Annotated in this window: 16 protein-coding genes; 13 read left to right on the top strand and 3 right to left on the bottom strand. The window is 31.5% G+C overall.

All coding sequences use genetic code 11. The features are described 5' to 3' along the window. Window positions 1–135 precede the first annotated feature (135 nt). On the top strand, window positions 136–2,745 hold the full coding sequence (gene clpB / locus GN138_RS00335) for an ATP-dependent chaperone ClpB (RefSeq protein WP_157361331.1): 2,610 nt from the start codon (window positions 136–138) through the stop codon (window positions 2,743–2,745). A gap of 114 nt (window positions 2,746–2,859) precedes the next feature. Here the strand turns inward: clpB and mqo are convergent, their stop codons facing one another. Beyond that, on the bottom strand, window positions 2,860–4,347 hold the full coding sequence (mqo, locus tag GN138_RS00330; protein WP_157361330.1) for a malate dehydrogenase (quinone): 1,488 nt from the start codon (window positions 4,345–4,347) through the stop codon (window positions 2,860–2,862). A gap of 445 nt (window positions 4,348–4,792) precedes the next feature. Here mqo and deoC point away from each other — a divergent pair, with 445 nt between their 5' ends. The 4 genes from deoC (at window position 4,793) to GN138_RS00310 (ending at window position 7,555) form a co-directional block, all read left to right on the top strand. Further along, window positions 4,793–5,455 (top strand): deoxyribose-phosphate aldolase, encoded by a 663-nt coding sequence (gene deoC / locus GN138_RS00325; protein ID WP_317162703.1) that lies wholly within the window; start codon window positions 4,793–4,795, stop codon window positions 5,453–5,455. A 194-nt stretch (window positions 5,456–5,649) separates the two neighbouring features. Continuing rightward, the gene (gene deoD / locus GN138_RS00320; protein WP_157361328.1) at window positions 5,650–6,348 is read left to right on the top strand and encodes a purine-nucleoside phosphorylase; all 699 of its coding nucleotides are present in this window, start codon (window positions 5,650–5,652) and stop codon (window positions 6,346–6,348) included. 15 nt (window positions 6,349–6,363) lie between these two features. Then, window positions 6,364–6,756 carry a hypothetical protein gene (locus GN138_RS00315; RefSeq protein WP_157361327.1) on the top strand — a complete coding sequence of 131 codons (393 nt, stop codon included), beginning with the start codon at window positions 6,364–6,366 and terminating at the stop codon, window positions 6,754–6,756. A 277-nt stretch (window positions 6,757–7,033) separates the two neighbouring features. After that, window positions 7,034–7,555, top strand: a complete 522-nt coding sequence (locus GN138_RS00310) for a SixA phosphatase family protein (protein WP_157361326.1) — start codon at window positions 7,034–7,036, stop codon at window positions 7,553–7,555. On the opposite strand, the gene GN138_RS00305 is transcribed toward GN138_RS00310, so the two are convergent. Continuing rightward, window positions 7,541–8,326: a DUF6503 family protein gene (locus tag GN138_RS00305; protein ID WP_157361325.1), complete on the bottom strand. Its 786-nt coding sequence runs from the start codon at window positions 8,324–8,326 to the stop codon at window positions 7,541–7,543. The genes GN138_RS00310 and GN138_RS00305 overlap by 15 nt on opposite strands. A gap of 146 nt (window positions 8,327–8,472) precedes the next feature. Here GN138_RS00305 and smpB point away from each other — a divergent pair, with 146 nt between their 5' ends. The 4 genes from smpB (at window position 8,473) to GN138_RS00285 (ending at window position 13,051) form a co-directional block, all read left to right on the top strand. Next, entirely contained in the window at window positions 8,473–8,931 is a 459-nt protein-coding gene (gene smpB, locus GN138_RS00300; RefSeq protein WP_157361324.1) for an SsrA-binding protein SmpB, read from the top strand. A 79-nt stretch (window positions 8,932–9,010) separates the two neighbouring features. Then, window positions 9,011–9,847: an SH3 domain-containing protein gene (locus GN138_RS00295; protein WP_157361323.1), complete on the top strand. Its 837-nt coding sequence runs from the start codon at window positions 9,011–9,013 to the stop codon at window positions 9,845–9,847. A 207-nt stretch (window positions 9,848–10,054) separates the two neighbouring features. After that, the gene (locus GN138_RS00290) at window positions 10,055–12,520 is read left to right on the top strand and encodes a DUF5686 and carboxypeptidase regulatory-like domain-containing protein (RefSeq protein ID WP_157361322.1); all 2,466 of its coding nucleotides are present in this window, start codon (window positions 10,055–10,057) and stop codon (window positions 12,518–12,520) included. A 9-nt stretch (window positions 12,521–12,529) separates the two neighbouring features. Then, a complete protein-coding gene (locus tag GN138_RS00285) occupies window positions 12,530–13,051 on the top strand; it encodes a hypothetical protein (RefSeq protein ID WP_157361321.1) in 522 nt (173 codons plus the stop codon). 20 nt (window positions 13,052–13,071) lie between these two features. Here the strand turns inward: GN138_RS00285 and GN138_RS00280 are convergent, their stop codons facing one another. Then, window positions 13,072–13,713: a protein-L-isoaspartate(D-aspartate) O-methyltransferase gene (locus tag GN138_RS00280; RefSeq protein WP_157361320.1), complete on the bottom strand. Its 642-nt coding sequence runs from the start codon at window positions 13,711–13,713 to the stop codon at window positions 13,072–13,074. Window positions 13,714–14,023: 310 nt separating this feature from the next. Between GN138_RS00280 and GN138_RS00275 the strand changes: the two genes are divergently transcribed. The 4 genes from GN138_RS00275 (at window position 14,024) to GN138_RS00260 (ending at window position 18,031) form a co-directional block, all read left to right on the top strand. Next, window positions 14,024–14,983: a Gfo/Idh/MocA family protein gene (locus GN138_RS00275; RefSeq protein ID WP_157361319.1), complete on the top strand. Its 960-nt coding sequence runs from the start codon at window positions 14,024–14,026 to the stop codon at window positions 14,981–14,983. Window positions 14,984–15,196: 213 nt separating this feature from the next. After that, a complete protein-coding gene (locus GN138_RS00270) occupies window positions 15,197–16,087 on the top strand; it encodes a 3-hydroxyacyl-CoA dehydrogenase family protein (RefSeq protein WP_157361318.1) in 891 nt (296 codons plus the stop codon). Window positions 16,088–16,146: 59 nt separating this feature from the next. After that, complete coding sequence (locus GN138_RS00265; RefSeq protein ID WP_157361317.1) at window positions 16,147–16,791, top strand: M23 family metallopeptidase; 645 nt, start codon at window positions 16,147–16,149, stop codon at window positions 16,789–16,791. A gap of 1 nt (window position 16,792) precedes the next feature. Continuing rightward, entirely contained in the window at window positions 16,793–18,031 is a 1,239-nt protein-coding gene (locus GN138_RS00260; protein WP_317162685.1) for a DUF1015 domain-containing protein, read from the top strand. Window positions 18,032–18,041 lie beyond the last annotated feature (10 nt).

Raw genomic sequence — 18,041 nt, 5'->3', positions numbered from 1 at the left:
GACACCCAGACAAAACGTCATATCTACATCAACACATTGTGCCTTTTTGTCATAATTATACTACAAATCAACTTTGGTAAGAATGTTGAATAGTACATTGAAAACAATAACATAACAATAAGAACAAAATAAAAGATGAACTTTAATAATTATACAATTAAATCACAAGAAGCCATACAGCAAGCACAACAGCTGGCTCAAGGTTTAGGTCATCAACAAATAGAAAACGAGCATATTTTTAAAGCTTTATTTAACGTTGATGAAAACGTTTTACCATTCTTACTAAAAAAGTTGAATGTTAACGTATCCATGCTTCATCAAATTTTAGAAAAAGAACTAGAGCGTTTCCCTAAAGTTTCTGGAGCAGATATAATGATATCTCGTGAGGCGAGTAAAACCTTAAACGAATCCTCAATTATAGCTAAAAAAATGAATGACGACTACGTTTCCGTAGAACATTTAGTTTTAGCCATTTTTAAATCTAAAAGTAAAATTGCTCAAATTTTAAAAGACCAAGGCGTTACAGAAAAAGGCTTAAATGCTGCAATTGAAGAATTAAGAAAAGGCGATAGAGTAACCTCTCAAAACCAAGAAGAGACCTATAACTCACTTAATAAATACGCTAAAAACTTAAATCAGCTTGCAGAAGATGGTAAGTTAGACCCTGTAATTGGTAGAGATGAAGAAATACGAAGAATTCTTCAAATTTTATCTCGTAGAACAAAAAACAACCCCATTTTAGTTGGTGAACCAGGTACTGGTAAAACCGCTATTGCAGAAGGATTAGCGCACAGAATTATTGATGGCGATATACCAGAAAATCTAAAAGACAAGCAAATTTTTGCTTTAGATATGGGAGCACTTATTGCAGGTGCAAAATTTAAAGGTGAATTTGAAGAACGTTTAAAAGCCGTTATCAAAGAAGTAACAGAAAGTAATGGAGATATCGTTTTATTTATAGACGAAATTCATACACTTGTGGGTGCAGGTGGTGGACAAGGTGCCATGGATGCAGCTAATATTTTAAAACCTGCTTTAGCACGTGGCGAATTAAGAGCTATTGGTGCCACTACTTTAGATGAATACCAAAAATATTTTGAACAAGACAAAGCTTTAGAGCGACGTTTTCAAATGGTAAAAGTAGATGAACCAGATACCGAGAGTGCCATTTCTATTCTTCGTGGTATTAAAGAAAAATATGAAGCGCACCATAAAGTTAGAATTAAAGATGAGGCCATTATTGGTGCGGTAGAATTATCGCAACGCTACATAACAAATCGATTTTTACCAGATAAAGCCATAGATTTAATGGATGAAGCTGCTTCTAAATTACGTATGGAAATTAACTCTAAACCAGAAGAATTAGATGTTTTAGACCGTAAAATTATGCAGCTAGAAATTGAGCATGAAGCCATTAAGCGCGAAAAAGATGAAACAAAATTAAAAAGCTTAAAAGCAGATTTAGCTAATCTCAAGGAAGAACGTAATGAACTCAATGCTAAATGGAAATCTGAAAAAGAAGTCGTAGAAAATGTTCAGAATATAAAGCAAGAAATAGAAAATTATAAACTTGAAGCTGAACGCGCCGAACGCGATGGCGATTACGGAAAGGTTGCCGAAATCAGATATGGGAAAATTAAAGAGGCTAATGAAAAGTTAGAGAAATATCAGATTGAGTTAGCAGAACAACAAGACACTTCATTAATTAAGGAAGAAGTTAATTACGAAGATATTGCAGATGTTGTAGCCAAATGGACAGGCATACCTGTCACAAAAATGTTGCAAAGTGATCGTGAAAAACTCCTTAAACTTGAAGACGAATTACACAAACGTGTTGTTGGGCAAGAAGAAGCTATTGAAGCCGTTAGTGATGCTGTACGTAGATCCAGAGCAGGACTTCAAAACCCGCAAAAACCATTAGGTACCTTCTTATTTTTAGGAACTACTGGTGTGGGTAAAACAGAACTTGCAAAAGCATTAGCAGAATATCTATTTGATGATGAAAACGCCATGACGCGTATAGATATGAGTGAATATCAAGAACGCCACGCGGTAAGCAGGTTAGTTGGCGCACCTCCTGGATATGTTGGTTACGATGAAGGCGGACAATTAACAGAAGCAGTAAGACGTAAGCCTTATTCTGTAGTTTTATTAGATGAGATTGAAAAAGCGCATCCAGACACATTTAATATTTTATTACAAGTATTAGATGAAGGTAGATTAACAGATAATAAAGGTAGAATTGCAGATTTTAAAAACACTATTATAATAATGACCTCTAACATAGGAAGTCATTTAATACAAGAGCGTTTTGAAGCTACTAAGGATATACCTTCTGCTATGGAAGCTGCAAAAATAGATGTCCTTGCTGTTTTAAAACAAAGTGTAAGACCAGAGTTTTTAAACCGAATAGATGATACCATTATGTTTACACCGCTTTCAAAAGAGAACATTGTAGATATTGTAAGCTTACAACTAAAAGGTATCACCAAAATGATAGCAAAACAAGGCATTACTTTTGATGCTACACCAGAGGCTTTAAGCTATTTGGCAGAGAAAGGTTATAACCCAGAATATGGAGCAAGACCTGTAAAACGAGTTATACAAAAAGATGTACTCAACCAGCTAAGTAAAGAAATACTAGCAGGAAAAGTGACTACAGATAGTATTATTTTATTAGATGAATTTGATGGGCAGCTAGTCTTTAGAAATCAAGGAGATTTAGTTGCAGAAGAATTACAATAAAACTGTAACAATTTAGACTAAAAACAGTCTTTATAATGATTGGTTGGTTAAGAGCAACACAAATTCCAAGCGCTTGGAAGGCGTGTTGCTCTTCCTGTTTAATATAAATAATTATTACAATTTTAATGCAATCTTTGATTTTTTAAGTTGAGTTTCAAACAACTCTTGGGTTAATTCTGATTTCCACATAGGTATCATAACCTTTAGTAATTGCTTTCCTTTTTCAGAATTAAGAATTTCTGGAAATGCCTTTTCTATAACAGTCATCATTACATGCACTGCTGTAGAAGCTCCAGGCGAAGCTCCTAAAAGGCACGTTATACTGCCGTCTTTACTACTAACTACTTCTGTACCAAATTGCAACTTTCCACCTTCAAAATCGTCCTTTTTAATAATTTGAACACGCTGACCTGCCACCAATAACTCCCAATCTTCACGCTTTGCATTTTTGTAAAACTTACGTAATTCATCCATGCGATCGTCATGGCTCATACTTACTTGTTCTACCAAATACCGAGTTAATGGCAAATTATGCCAAAAAGCACCTAGCATTGGCGACAAATTATCAAATTTAATGGACTTTACTAAATCTAAGTAAGACCCTTCTTTTAAAAATTTAGGACTAAAACCTGCAAATGGACCAAATAGTAATTCTCGTTTACCATTAATATATCTTGTATCTAAATGTGGTGTAGACATTGGTGGATCATTAGGGCCTGCTTTACTGTAGACTTTAGCGTTGTGTTGATTAATTATAGCTTCATTTTTACAAACCAACCATTCGCCACTTACGGGAAAACCGCCATAGCCTTCCTTCTCCTCTATTTCAACTTTTTGAAGCAACAACAAACTTGCACCTCCTGCACCTATAAAAACATGCTTAGATTCTATTTGATGAATAGTTTTTGTTTCTAAATCTTTTAATTCAACCGTCCAATCTATATCTAAACTAGGATCTACATCTTGCACTTCAATATTGCAATGAACAGGCGTATTAAACTTAGTTTCTAAAATTTGAAAAAGTTGCTGAGTAAGATTGCCATAATTAACCTCTGTGCCTCTACTAATACGAGATGCTGCCATGTCTTCATTAACAGACCTATCACTGGCTATTAAAGGAAACCACGATTTCATTTTTTCAACATCTCTTGTAAACTCTATTGTATCAAATAAATAGTGTTTTTTAAAAGCTTTGTAGCGTGCTTCTAAATAATCTGAATTTTCCTTTCCAGTTACCCAACTGTGATGTGGTACATTTTTTATAAAATCTTCAGGGTTTTCAATTAAACCTTCATTAACTAAAAAAGACCAAAACTGTTTTGAGACTTCAAACTGTTTACAAATCTCTATGGCTTTATTAATTGAAACATGGCCATCTTTGCCTTGTGGACAATAATTTAATTCACACAAAGCAGAATGGCCTGTGCCTGCATTGTTCCATGCTGCAGAACTCTCTTGTGCAACATTATTTAACCGCTCAACAATTAGCACCTTTAATTTTGGTTGTAATATTTTAGAAATTAATGCTAAGGTTGCGCTCATTATACCACCTCCTACACAAATTAAATCGTATTCTATTTTAGCATTTAGTTTTTTGGTCATTTCTTTGTATTTAATGCTTCAATATAATAAGAGGATTTCTTCTGGCTACTTTATTGTAAATAAAATTTAAATTATACGTAATTAGGTTTATCATTGTAGCGTTAATTTTACTTTAATACTAACGCTTATTAATGATTGATTAAGTATTTTTTAACACGTTTAAACAAAGAAATACACATCTAACATTTTCTTACAAAGAGTTTATTTATTCTTAATTCTTAATTAACTGACTATCAAGTGCTTATAATTTTATAAAAATATATTCGACGAAATGCACAATATTTTTCCAACGTTTTAATGCTTTTTAACGGATAAATATTAACTTTGTCGAGCTATTTAATTCTAACGTTACCTTTTAAGTTTAATCAATATTTGTTGTGTTCCCATGACATAATACGGGAATTATTGCAATTAATTTTAAGTACAAAAGCCCTAACTTTTTATGATAGAATTAAATAAATTTATTGACCATACTCTATTAAGCCCTTCAGCAACCGAAGCGGACATCCTAAAACTTTGTGACGAAGCATTAAAATACCGTTTTTACTCTGTTTGTGTAAACAGTAATTATGTTGCATTAGCTAAACAAGCTATAGGTCGTTCTAATGTTAAAATTTGCTCTGTAGTTGGTTTTCCACTTGGTGCAATGTCTACAGAAGCCAAAATATTTGAAGCAAAAAATGCTATAGACCAAGGCGCAACAGAAATCGATATGGTTATTAATATTGGTCGTCTTAAGAGCAAAAATTACCTTGCTGTTCTCAAAGACATCAGTAAAGTAAAGAAAGCCATAGGTTTTACAACGCTAAAAGTAATTTTAGAAATCAGTGAACTTTCTAAAAACGAAATTGTAAAAGCTTGCGAAATCTGTATAGATGCCAAAGCCGATTTTGTAAAAACATCAACAGGATTTTCTAAAAGCGGAGCAACATTAACTGCCGTGAAAATTATGAAAAAAACGGTAAGAGGTCAGCTTAAAATAAAAGCTTCTGGCGGAATTAGAGATGCTGAAACAGCACTAAAATATATAGAAGTTGGCGTTTCTAGAATTGGTGCTTCTGCAGGTGTTGCAATGATGAATGACGAATATTCAACAGCAGCCTATTAGAAATTATACACTAATTACCTTAATAAAAAGATTTAAGCTTTTTTAATTTCGAATTATATTCAAGTTAATTTAATGCTCTCAGTTTCTTATGTTAAATTTTAATAACATAAGTCATTCGAAAAAATTAAGACCAAAGACAAGAAATTTGATATAAAATAAAAAACTTAAATCACTTCTTTACCTAACTTTGCAATATGAGTGTACATATTGAAGCTAAAAAAGGTGAAATAGCAGAAACTATTTTACTACCAGGAGATCCTTTAAGAGCTAAATGGGTTGCTGAAACATTTTTTAAAAAACCGGTTTGCTTTAACAAAGTTAGAGGAATGCTAGGCTATACTGGCACCTATAATGGCAAACCAATTTCTGTAATGGGAACAGGTATGGGAGTTCCAAGTATATCTATTTATGCCAATGAATTAATAACAGAATATGGCGTAAAAAATCTCATTAGAGTTGGTAGTGCTGGCTCTTACCAAAAGGATATAAAAATTAGAGATATTGTTTTAGCTATGTCTGCGTCTTCTAATTCTGGTATTAACAAATTACGTTTTGGTGGTGCTGATTATGCACCTACAGCAGATTTTAGTTTGTTTACAAAAGCTGTAGAAGCAGCGCGCGAAAAAAACATAGAGATTAAAGCAGGTAATGTTTTATCTTCAGATGAGTTTTACGAAGATGATAAAGAATCCTTTAAAAAGTGGTCTAAATTTGGTGTACTTTGTGTAGAAATGGAAGCTGCAGGTTTATATACCGTAGCTGCAAAACATAATGCAAATGCTTTAGCTATTTTAACCATCTCAGATTCTTTAGTTACTGGAGAAACTACATCGAGTAAAGAACGTGAAACTACGTTTAAAAACATGATAGAAATCGCTTTAGAATTGGCGTAATAACACTATTAATAGATGAAATATTTCATTGCAATTATTATCTTATTAAGCAGTTTAATTGCATTTCAATTATTGGATACATTCTATTCAACTTACCTCAATATTTCAATTGTTGTTCTCATTTATCTTACACTCATTATTTGGGAATTATCAATTTTTAAAAACAACTTTAATAACGAATATAAATTCCGTAGTCAAGGTAAATCAATTGATGTATTTGATTTAATTTTCGCCATACTAATTTCCGTTTTATATATCTTGCAAGGCAACATTTCAGAATTTGAAATTTTATTTATTTTATGTTTATGGTCTATACCAATTGTAAACTTTGTAATGTGGTTTATTTATAAAGTAAAAACGCCATATACGAGGATAAATTATATCTTAATCAACGTTGGTTTAAAATGAGACTTTTGCCCAATCTAATTCAGATAAACCATAATAGAATTACTAAAACTTTGAATTTAGAATTCAAGATAAAATCAGATATATCTATCAACATTAAAGATTATAAGCCTGAAGATATCCAAAAACTTTTAAAGCTATTACTAGAAAAATCTGAACACAATGTAATTATTCCTACTAATTTAAAACTTAGTAAAAAAGTAATTTAAAATCTACAATATAAATCACTAAATTCGTAGTACGCTATATAGTAATACTTAATCAGATTCTTTTATCTAATATGAAAAAATTAATACTAATACTTCTCTTAACTTTAGTAGTATTTCCCTCTTGTAAAGAAAAAGAAACTGAACAAAATGAAAATGTAATTGCTACATACTACTTAATAAGACATGCCGAAAAAGATAGAGGTGATAAAAAAAATAAGGATCCACATTTAACTTCTTTTGGCCGCCAGCGTGCCAATAATTGGAATAAACACTTTAAAGGTATTAAATTTGACGCTGTTTATTCTACAGATTATAATAGAACAAAAGAGACCGCAACGCCAACTGCAAAGGCAAATGATTTAGTGATTCATTTTTATAATCCTTCTGACTTTAAAATTGAAGAATTTAAAGAGAAAACAAAAGGTAAAACCGTATTAATTGTTGGTCACAGTAACACTACACCAAAATTTGTAAATGCTTTAATAAACGAAGAAAAATACGATGATATTGAAGATCATAATAATGCCAACTTATACAAAGTAACCTTCACAAAAGATGGCAAAAAAACGTCTGAATTATCAGTTGTTAATTAACTGTACTTCTACATTCTCTAATTCAATTTTAGACAATAATTCTAATTGATTATTTTCAAAGTCTTTACCTAAATCTTCGAGCTTTATTTCTGTATCTTTTGTTTTATAGTTATTATAATCTACAAAACGTAAACCGTTAATATAACGCTCATTATAGGCTTCTCTAAAACGCATTCCCACACCAAATGCTTCGTTATATGAGTATGCTAAATAATCCATCTTAAAGTTCTGCTTATCAAACCAATACACAAACACATCTTCAAAATCTTCTCCTCCTCCATTTTTATTAAAAGTCACTTTTACTTTATAATAATCTTTGCCCTTTATTTGCTCATCAGCTAATAATGTTTTGTTCACAGCCTCGTCATTTAATCCATAAGGTAAAACTGAAAAATAATGTACAGAATTTACAGAGGCTTCGTAGGTTTTGGCAATAGAATCTTCAAGCTTTACGAAGTCTTTATTGTCGTAACGTTCAAAACCAACATTACTTAACATATCAAAAATAGAATCGTTATCTTTTACTAAAATTCTAACTAAAAGAAACTCATGGTTTTTACGAAGTGCTTGGTAATAAACATCTCTAAATTCAAATTTTAAACTCGATTGTTTAAACTTTTCACCACCAGAAACTTCAATTGATTTGTTTACAATATCATTTGCTGTCAATTTCGTTTTATGCCCTTCAATAACAGATGTATCAATTGTAGTATTTTCATTTTTACAGCTAAAACAAACCGCAATTAATAGGAGTAAAATATAATTTTTCATGGGTTACTTATTTTCTAAAAACACAGTCGCAAAACTAAAGTTTAGATTTCAAATTAATGACGTATTAACAAATTCTTAATTCATAGAGAAAACATTTCAAGCTTTAAACTTTTACAATTTTCACTAAAAACCTATCTTTGCCAACCATGCAAAATAAGGTCAACATACTTAATAAGAAAGCCAAATTTCAGTACGAAATATTAGATAAATATACGGCTGGAATTGTTCTTACCGGCACAGAGATTAAATCTATTAGAGCCAGTAAAGCGTCTATTGCCGAAAGCTTTTGTGAGTTTAATGACCGTGGAGAGCTTTTTGTTATTAACATGACGGTTGAAGAATACGCTTACGGTAATTACTACAACCACAGACCAAAGGCAGAGCGCAAATTACTTCTTAATAAAAAAGAGCTTAAAAAGCTTAAAAAAGAAATTGACGTTAAAGGCAATGCCATTATTCCTTTAAAACTTTTTGTTGATGATAGAGGTTATGCCAAAATGATTATTGGCTTAGGAAAAGGTAAAAAACTCTACGATAAGCGCGAAACTATTAAAGATCGCGACAACAAGCGTAATTTAGCTCGTATTAAGAAAGATTTTAGGTAATAAAAATCCCTTTTTATATCTATTGTTTTCTATTTCAAATTAAACCTATTTTATTATCTTCACTTGTAAATAATTCAAGATGAAAAAGATAATATTATTAGTATTTTTTATTTGCAACATTGTTATTGGCCAAAATTCTAGTCAATTTGAATATGATCAGGAATTTAAAATCAATCAAACTGTTTTTCTTTTTGGAGACAATGTAAAATTAAGAAATGAGCCATCTACAGATGCTAAAACTATTTCACTTTTAAAAATTGGAACAACTCTAAAAATAATTGAAGTTACAGATAAAACTTACCTATACAATGGCATTGAATCTCCATGGTATAAAGTAGAATATAACGATAAACAAGGGTATCTCGTTGGCGGTTTAATCTCTATAACTGAAAAGAAGAGTAACGAAACTAGATTTTTATTTAGTTTTAAAATGGATAACTCTAAATTGTACGTCATTACACGAGTTTTAACAAATAAATCTTCTGACTATTTAGAAAACATAACGGAATTTAAGGGTGACAATTACCTTTTTAGAATCTTCTTACATGATAATCTAGGAATTGAAAATGTAAATCATATTCTCTACTTTAATTATTTACCTGAATCTTGTGAAGCAAATACAGGTGGTTTTTATCTATTTTTAAATGACAGTGGTTTACACAAAGTTTTAGATTTAACTTCTAGTGCAGATATTGGGTTTTGGGAATCCGAAATATTAATTTTTCCTAATAATCCTAACGGAGAAAAAGACAAGATTTTATTTTTGAAAGAACATGGACAATTCCCTGAAGATATAGAATCTAATGATGATCCTATTTGGGAAGAAACTAATTCTATTAAAATAAATTTAAAATGGGAAGACAATAAGCTCACTCCAAATCCTAGAACAATTTTAAATAAAATTGAAAACTATTAACCTCTTTATTTTCATTTATTTAAATAACTTTAAGATTCCTATAACTTTTTCGTTTTATTTATTAGCCTAAGTTTGAAGACAGCATATAAAATTTTACAATTAAAGCAACCTTTTTTAATATAATAACGTCTTTAATTATAAAAGGCACAAAGTTTGTGATGTAAAATCAATCTTAAAACCATTACCTAATCATCAATCAATTAGTTTATGCAAAAAAAACTACTCTTCATCTTTCTAATCGCGATCAGTTCTTCAATTTCGGCACAAATCACCGGAAACATCACAGACCAAAACAATAATCCATTACCTTTTGTAAATATTTTAATAGAAAATACATACAAAGGGACAACAAGTAATGACGATGGTTATTACGAACTCAACATCTCACAACCCAAAGACTATGTAATTATATATAGTTATTTGGGTTATAAGACGGTTAAAAAATCGGTGTCAATTTCTAAATTTCCATATCAATTAGATATTGTCTTAGAAGAAGAATCTGTTTCTCTAGGCGAAGTTTTGGTAGATGCCACTAACGATCCTGCCAATGCTATAATGCGGCAAGCTATGGCACAACGACAAGCTAATCTCGATAAAATTGAATCTTTTAAAGCCGACTTCTACTCTAGAGGTTTAATTAAAATTAAAGATGCTCCAGAGAAAATAATGGGTCAAGAAGTTGGCGATTTAGGAGGCGGATTAGATTCTACAAGAAGTGGCATTATCTATTTATCTGAAACCATTTCTAAAATTCAGTTTTTAAGTCCAGATAAACTTAAAGAACGAATTTCTGCTTCAAAAATTAGCGGAAACAGTAATGGATTTAGCTTTAACACAGCATTAGAAGTTGACTTTAATTTTTATAATAACACCATTAATTTTGGAAACGAAATTATATCTCCAATTGCCAACAACGCCTTTAGTTACTACAAATACAAACTAGATGGTGTTTTCTATGATAACAGAGGCAACCTCATTAACAAGATTAAAGTAACACCAAAACGTAAAAACGACCCTGTTTTTTCAGGCTTTATTTATATTGTAGAAAATCAATGGGATATTTATGCTTTAGAGTTAGATATTACAGGCATACAAGCAAGGATTCCGGCTGTAGATGTGATTTCTTTACAACAAAGTTTCTCGTATTCTGAAAGCGATGATATTTGGGCGAGAATATCTCAAAGTATCGATTTTAAGTATGGTTTATTTGGCATTAAAGGCGATGGACGTTTTACGGCAGTTTACAGTAATTACGAGTTCAATACCTCGTTAACAAGAAAAGATTTTAATAAAGAAATTGTGTCTTTTGAAGATGAAGCCAACAAAAAGGATTCAATTTTCTGGAACAAAATTAGACCTGTTCCATTAACATTAGAAGAACGTACAGATTACATCACCAAAGACAGTATACAAATAGTAAGAGAATCTAAACCTTATTTAGACTCTATTGATGCTGTAAAAAACAAATTTAAACTCGGAAACATTTTAGGTTATACCTATCAAAATTCATATAAAAATTATCGATTAGGATTTAACATTCCTCCTACTTCAACACAATTTAATACGGTTCAAGGATACACCATTGGTGCAAATGTTTTCTACACAAAAGGGTTTGATGACTATAACAGGTACATAAGTGTTAATGGCGATTTACAATACGGATTTTCAGATGATAGATTGCGTGCTACAGGCGCAATTACATACAAATTTAATAATACCTCCTACCCTTTTTTAACATTATCAGGAGGTGTAATTACATCTCAATTTAATCCTTCAAACCCAATTACACCCTTAATAAATGGTGTGAGTTCTTTGTTTTTTGAAGATAATTATATGAAGTTATATGATAAAAGCCACTTATCTTTAAACTATTCAGAAGAACTTTTTAACGGTTTTAGATTATATGCAGGCATAAGTTATCAAAGACGAAAAGCATTGTTTAATACTTCAGACCAAGTTTACATTAATGATGATAATGATGCTTACACAAGTAATAATCCGTTAAATGAATTGGCCTATGGCATTGAACCATTCCAAACCCATAATATTTTAAAAGGAACCATAAACGCGCGAATTAACTTTGGACAAGAATACATGAGTTATCCAGATGCTAAATACAATATTGGTAACGATAATTACCCTACTTTGTATTTAGGGTACGAAAAAGGATTTGGAGCCACCAACAGTGCCTATAATTTTGACCAAATTAAAATACGTTTAACACAATCTTTCAACGTAAAAGATAAAGGTAGATTTAACTACAATCTAAAAGCCGGAAAATTCTTTAATGGAGAAGACATCGCTTTTGTAGACTACCAGCACTTTAATGGCAACCTTACGCATGTGAGTACAGAAGGTAATTACACCAATGTATTTAATAATTTAGATTATTATGGCGCAAGTACAAACGATTCTTATTTTGAAGCACATGCAGAACACGATTTTAATGGCTTTATACTCGGAAAAGTACCTTTATTAAACAAACTAAATTTTAATTTAGTAGTTGGGGCACACGTCTTAGCACAGCCAGATTTTAAACCTTATCAAGAATATTCTATTGGATTAGATAATATTGGCTGGGGAAAATGGCGTTTCTTAAGAGTCGATTATTTACGATCTTACCAAAGCGGATTTATAAGTGATGCGGTTGTATTTGGTTTAAAATTCTTTTAAGTTTATAACATGAAAAAAATCACATTAATCCTATTACTTTTTTCAATTAGTCTCTCTGCACAAGAAGAAAAAAAAGATTATTCAAGTAAAGTTGCAACAATAGATAGTACAATTGCCACATTATACTCCGTAATATCAGGAGATAAAGGCGTTAAACGCGATTGGGATTTATTTAAGCACCTCTTTCAAAAAGACGCAAAGCTCATTGCTACTAATAAAAATAAAAATGGTGAAAGCGTTGTTAAGTATATGTCTCCAGACGATTACATTTCTACTGCAGGAAATTGGCTAGTAGAAAACGGTTTTCACGAAGTAGAAATCAGCAGAAAAACGCAAACCTTTGGTAATATAGCTCATGTTTTTACAACCTATCAAGCCTTTAAAAGTAAAGACGACACAACACCTTTTATGAGAGGTATTAATAGTGTTCAGTTATTTAACGACGGTAAACGTTGGTGGATTATTAATATTTATTGGACTCAAGAATCTGAAGAAAACCCAATTCCTGAGAAATATTTAACTACGGATTAATACCTTTTTTAGAATATTCTTTAATTCTTATCCTCTAACATTGGAACAAATCTAAAATCACCAAATTCGTGTTTTTCAAATTCTTTAGAACCTTTTCTTATAAACATAGTCATTACTTGCACATCTTCACCAACTGGGATTACCAAACGTCCTCCAACGGCTAACTGACTAAGTAATGGATTAGGAACATAAGGTGCACCAGCTGTTACAATAATACTTTGAAAAGGTGCCTCATCTAACAGACCTTTATAACCGTCACCAAAAATTAGTTTTCTAGCACGATATCCTATTTTAGGCAAAAATTTAGAGGTTTTTTTAAACAATTCTTGCTGTCGCTCTATACTATAAACTTTTGCGCCAAGTTCTAAAAGCACAGCGGTTTGGTAACCACTACCAGTACCAATTTCTAAAACTTTATCGCCTGGTTTTACTTGTAATAATTCAGATTGAAATGCTACAGTATAAGGTTGTGAAATCGTTTGGTCAGCAGCAATAGGAAATGCTTTATCTTGGTAAGCATGGTCTATAAAGCCAGAATCCATAAACAAATGTCTAGGAATTTTATTTATTGCCTTTAAGACGTTTTGGTCTTTAATTCCTTTTTTTACAAGCGTATCAACAAGTTGTTGGCGCATTCCTTGATGCTTAAATGTATCTTTCAAAAGCGTAGTTTAGTTTAAGGTAAAAATACTTCAAAATATTACAATTTTCAAATTGAAAGTTCCAGATTTTTTCAATCATAGTGCATAAAAGTCTATAATCACTGTAGTACATTTTAGATTACAAACTGAGTTTTAAATTATTAGAATCACTTCATTTTAATTCAAAATTAAAGTCAATTAAAATTGAATATTGAAAACATAAATATTTTGAATTTCCAATAATTAAAAGCCTTATGAATTTCGCATTATTTTATATTTTCTTTTTTCAATTTCTAATCGAAAACATTTATTTTTGGTAAAAATTGATAATATGCTAAAAGCTGGAGTTCTTGGTGCTGGACACCTTGGTAAAATTCATTTAAGGTTACTTAACCAATCTAATAAATATGATCTAGTCGGTTTTTACGATGCAGATCCAGAAAACGCAAAACGTGTTGTTGAAGAATTTGGTTATACATACTATGATTCTATAGACGATTTAATTGAAGCTGTAGATGTTGTAGATATTGTTACACCTACCCTTTCTCACTATGATTGTGCTAAACAAGCCATTAAAAAAGGTAAACATATTTTTATTGAAAAGCCAATAACCAATACTGTTGAAGAGGCTGAAACTATTAGGACGTTAGTTGCAGAACATGGTGTTAAAGGACAAGTGGGTCATGTAGAGCGTTTTAATCCTGCTTTTATTGGTGTAAAAGACCAAATTAACAACCCAATGTTTATTGAGTGTCACAGATTGGCCGAGTTTAACCCTCGTGGTACAGATGTGCCTGTAGTTTTAGATTTAATGATTCATGATATTGATATCATTCTTTCTGTTGTACAATCGCCTGTAAAGCATATTTCTGCTAGTGGAGTTTCTGTAGTAAGTGAAACACCAGATATTGCCAATGCTCGTATTGAATTTAAAAATGGCTGTGTTGCCAATCTTACAGCAAGTAGAATTTCATTAAAAAATATGCGTAAAACGCGTTTCTTTCAAAAAGATGCTTACATCTCTGTAGACTTTTTAGAAAAAAAATGTGAAGTTGTTAAAATGAAAGATGCACCAGATAATCCTGGCGATTTTGATATGATACTACAGAATGCAGAAGGCGTAAAAAAACAAATCTACTTTGACAATCCAGAAATAGCCAATAACAACGCTATTTTAGATGAGTTAGAAACTTTTGCAGATGCTATTAGTAACAACACTAAACCTATTGTAACATTGCACGATGGCACTGAGGCTTTGCGTGTGGCTAACATGATTATTAATCAGTTTTAATAGTCCATCTCTAGCCCTTTCAATAAGCAAGTGAAAACGGTTACGGCTAGAAATTAAATTTGAAACCATAAAATTAGTATTAACATAAACGCTTCAGTTTTCCCCTTTGGGGAATTAAAGTGGCTTTTCTTATTCCGCCCAAGTAAGAGTTCCTTCCTAAAGCTTGTGCTGAGCGCAGTCGAAGTAGGAAGGTTAGGATGGGCTTTTTTAATTATGAAAAACATAGCAGTTATAGGTGCAGGAACCATGGGAAATGGCATTGCACACACATTTGCACAATCAGGATTTAATGTTCAACTTATAGATATTAGTGAAGCGTCTTTAAAACGAGGCATGGATACCATTTCTAGAAATTTAGATAGAATGGTCGCCAAAGAAAAGATTACTGAAGTTGAAAAAACTGAAACTTTAGGAAACATTTCTACATTTACCACTACTGAAGATGGTGTAAAAAATGTAGACTTAGTCGTTGAAGCGGCAACCGAAAACCTAGATTTAAAACTTAAGATTTTTAAGCAACTAGACGCTATTTGTGCTGAAAACACTATTCTCGCTACAAACACATCTTCAATTTCTATTACACAAATTGCAGCAGCAACCTCTAGACCAGAAAAAGTTATTGGTATGCACTTTATGAATCCTGTACCAATTATGAAATTAGTAGAAATCATTAGAGGGTACAGTACAAGTAATGATGTAACTTCTACTATAATGAATCTGTCTAAAACTTTAGGTAAAGTACCAACTGAGGTTAACGATTATCCTGGCTTTGTAGCTAACCGTATTTTAATGCCTATGATTAACGAATCTATTGAAACCTTATACAATGGCGTTGCTGGTGTTGCAGAAATTGATACGGTTATTAAATTAGGAATGGCACATCCAATGGGTCCATTACAGTTGGCCGATTTTATTGGTTTAGATGTTTGTTTATCTATTTTAAATGTGATGTATGATGGTTTCAAGAATCCTAAATATGCACCTTGCCCTCTACTTGTTAATATGGTTATGGCTGGAAAATTAGGTGTAAAATCCGGAGAAGGTTTTTACGATTATTCTGAAAGTCGAAAGGCTGAGAAAATTGCGACGCAGTTTATAAAGTAAAAAGTGTAAAGTGTAAAGTGTAAAGTGTAAAGTGTAAAGTGTAAAGAAAGTAATTGAAAATGATAAAATATCAAATAATATACTGTCTTTTCTACATTTTACTTATTTCTTGTAATAATAAAACGAGCAATACACCAAATAGCTATATTGATGTCAATGTCTCAGAGGAACTTAATGATTTAACATCAGAAATCGATTTACAGAAAGATTATAAATCACTAATAGAAAAGGATTCTTCTTTCATATCAAATGGTTTTGATTTCCCTGTTGGTAAACCCAATGGAAGTGGTTATTATAACGCTCAAAAGTTTCAAGAAAACAACCATTTAGGCGACGATTGGAATGGTGTTGGTGGTGGAAATTCAGATTTAGGCGACCCAATTTATGCCATAGCAAATGGATATATAAGTGAAGCTAAAGACTATAAAGGAGGTTGGGGAAATGTAGTAAGAATAGTTCATTTACATAATAATAAATTATACGAATCTCTTTATGCGCATTGCGACTCTATTCTAGTAAAATCAGATAGACTTATTAAAAAAGGAGAACAAATTGCAACAATAGGTAATTGTAACGGTACATATTTTGCACACCTTCATTTTGAAATTAGAAATGACGTAGATTTAGATATTGGAGGAGGTTATTCTAAGGATACTACTGGTTATTTAAATCCTACCGAATTTATTAATAAAAACAGAAACTAGAGTGGTAAATATTATTCCGTTTAAAGCTGTAAAACCAACCAGAGCTATTGTTGGTCTTGTGGCCTCACGACCTTATCAAAGTTATACTTTAGATGAACGCGAATCTCGTATGGCTTATAATCCATATAGTTTTCTTCATGTTATAAATCCTGGTTATAAATATGCCCAAGAAGTAACTGGCGAAGAACGCTATAAACTTGTAAGAAATAGATATTTAGAATTTAAGGAAGATGGTGTTTTTGTACAAGATGAAAAGCCTTCTTTCTATGTTTATAAAATTGTAAATAGACAAGGTCAAGAATTTTGTGGCATCATTGCTGCAACAAGTGCCGAGGATTATGAAAAAAACTTCATTAAAAAACACGAAGACACCATAGCAAAACGCGAAGAAACCTTTAAAAAATATTTACAAACTGTAGGTTTTAATGCAGAACCTGTGCTACTTACCTATCCTGATAATTGCGTTATTGCTGATATAATAACTGAAACTCAAAAAACGTATGCGGAATTTGAGTTTACTATGACCTATAGAGACACACATTATTTATGGAAAGTAGATGATGAAGAAACCATTGCTACAATTCAAACAGAATTTAGTAAAATGGATACGGTTTATATTGCAGATGGCCATCATAGATCGTCATCCTCTTATTTACTTTATAAAGATGAAAAGGCGAAAAACCCAAACCATAATGGTAGCGAGTCTTACAACTATTTTATGTCTTATTTAATTCCGGAATCGGATTTAGTAATTCACGAATTTAATAGACTCATCAAAGATTTAAACGGTTTAACAAAAGAAGAATTTTTAATAAAGCTAGATACTTTTTATCGTATTGAAAACAGAGGCATAATGCCTTATAACCCATCAAAACCACATCATTTTAGTATGTATTTAGATGGCGAATTTTATTCATTATATTTAAGAAAAACAAGCTACGACTTTAAAACAGCATTAGATGAATTAGATGCACAATTATTGTACAAAACTATATTGCAACCTATTTTGGGCATTGAAGATTTACGACAAAATAATCGGATTTCTTATGTTAACGGTAAACACGAAATGATTACCATTAAAAGTAGCGTAGATAGTGGCGAATTTAAAGTTGGTTTTGGTATGTGTCCTTCAAATGTTGAACAAATGAAACAAATTGCAGACGAAGGTTTAACCATGCCACCAAAAAGTACTTATATTTTACCTAAATTACGAAGTGCTATTACTATTTATGAGTATTAAATACTTTTGC

This window comes from Winogradskyella endarachnes (assembly GCF_009741275.1).
GTDB classification, from domain to species: Bacteria; Bacteroidota; Bacteroidia; order Flavobacteriales; family Flavobacteriaceae; genus Winogradskyella; species Winogradskyella endarachnes.
Note: the sequence above shows the minus strand (reverse complement) of the source record. Positions and strands in the feature narration are given on the sequence as shown.